At 26.6% G+C, this 1,409-nt stretch carries 2 protein-coding genes; one reads left to right on the top strand and one right to left on the bottom strand.

All coding sequences use genetic code 4. The annotated features are described in order from the left end of the window. The coding region (locus C4B24_RS04720) for a hypothetical protein (RefSeq protein WP_210725202.1) at nt 1-795 on the top strand (795 nt) is incomplete at its 5' end. A 198-nt stretch (nt 796-993) separates the two neighbouring features. Here the strand turns inward: C4B24_RS04720 and C4B24_RS05050 are convergent. Continuing rightward, nucleotides 994-1,409, bottom strand: a 416-nt coding sequence (locus C4B24_RS05050) for a hypothetical protein (RefSeq protein WP_168388372.1), incomplete at its 5' end; no start/stop codon positions are given.

The raw sequence follows: 1,409 nt of genomic DNA, 5'->3' as shown, positions 1-1,409 counted from the left end.
TATTTTGATGAAGAATATTATGAAAGTGACGTTATTCTTATGAATGGTTTATGAAAAAAACCTATTTATAATTCTGTAGAAAAACTCAATGAACGAATATCCAACATTAAAAGAGAGAATCTAAAATGAGAATGGAGTTCCCTCCCTTGAAGAAAACCCCGAGATGAATTTAATTTTAATAAAGAATTGGTAGCAATGTTAAATAATGAGAATATTAACAATGGAGATGAGAAAGGGTATTATTTGGGTGATAGAGTATTCTTCAAAGATGTTGGTTTTGGCAATATTGAAATCGCTGATATTTTTGACGTCAAAAATAAGAGGATGATTCACATTAAAAATATAACAAACGCTAGTGATTTTGGACATTTAAAAGATCAAATAGGAAAATCGCTGGAATTAATTAAATCTAGCAATAAAAATAAGCTCATTAGACATTTTCTGAAATCAGAAAATCCTCATTATTCCAAATACACAAATTCAATTGCAAAAAATTATATTTGTAATTACTCCCAAGAAGCGAACAAGTGATTTGTTGAGACAAGTAATAAGAAAAATAAAATACAAGAGATTGAATGCGGAATTGGTGTTGAGAGCGCCTTGGGAAATCATTCAATTAAAAACATTTTTAACAAAATAACAATTGGTATTGCTCAAGCAAGTTTTATTGATGGTAAATTTGGTTTTCGTTCATTCTTCAAAAAACAGACTTTAGTTGAAATTAAAGATCTAGTTCAGAAGCATGATTTTGAATTTGAAATAATACCAATTCAATTAATTGAAAAGAAAAAATAAAATATGTTTTATGAATTCGCGTTATGGATGTAGTTATATCTAGAACAAAGAAAACTCTTGATATATTCCAATCAGAAGACTTATTAAAAGAAAAATAATTCAAGAAAGATATAACACCAAAATGCTAAAATTTGAAGAGTTATATTCTCCAGATAAAATATTAAAAATAGCCTTATAACAGCATATTAAAATACAACATTATTTGTTGTATTTTTTTGAAAATTTAGGGTTGTTTACAGTTGTTTTTTCGATTTTTTCAATTCTTATTTGCAATTTTGCTATCATATTTGCAATTTCAGATTGTGTTTGTTTGGAAGACTTAATTTCTTTCTCAACTTTATGAATGGCTTCATCTCTCAAAACAGAAATTTGTTCTTCAATATATTTTTCCAAGATTACTTGCTGTTTTTCATTCTTTTGATTTAAAGTTTCAACATTGACATTAATTTGTTCTTTTAGGTTTGAACATTCTTCTTTCAACGTGTCAAAAGCTTCTTTCGCTGATTCAACATAATCATTGATAGTTACATTAGCTTGTTTTAATGCATGGTCGATATTTGTTTTGGATTCATCAATAATTTCCTCTTTAGTTTGTAAATATTTAACATTGAATA

Origin of the sequence: Mycoplasma marinum, from assembly GCF_004335975.1 — a bacterium.
GTDB lineage: Bacteria > Bacillota_I > Bacilli_A > Mycoplasmatales > Metamycoplasmataceae > Mycoplasma_K > Mycoplasma_K marinum.
The sequence above is the reverse complement of the archived record's forward strand: the minus strand, read 5'-3'. Positions and strand labels throughout refer to the sequence as shown.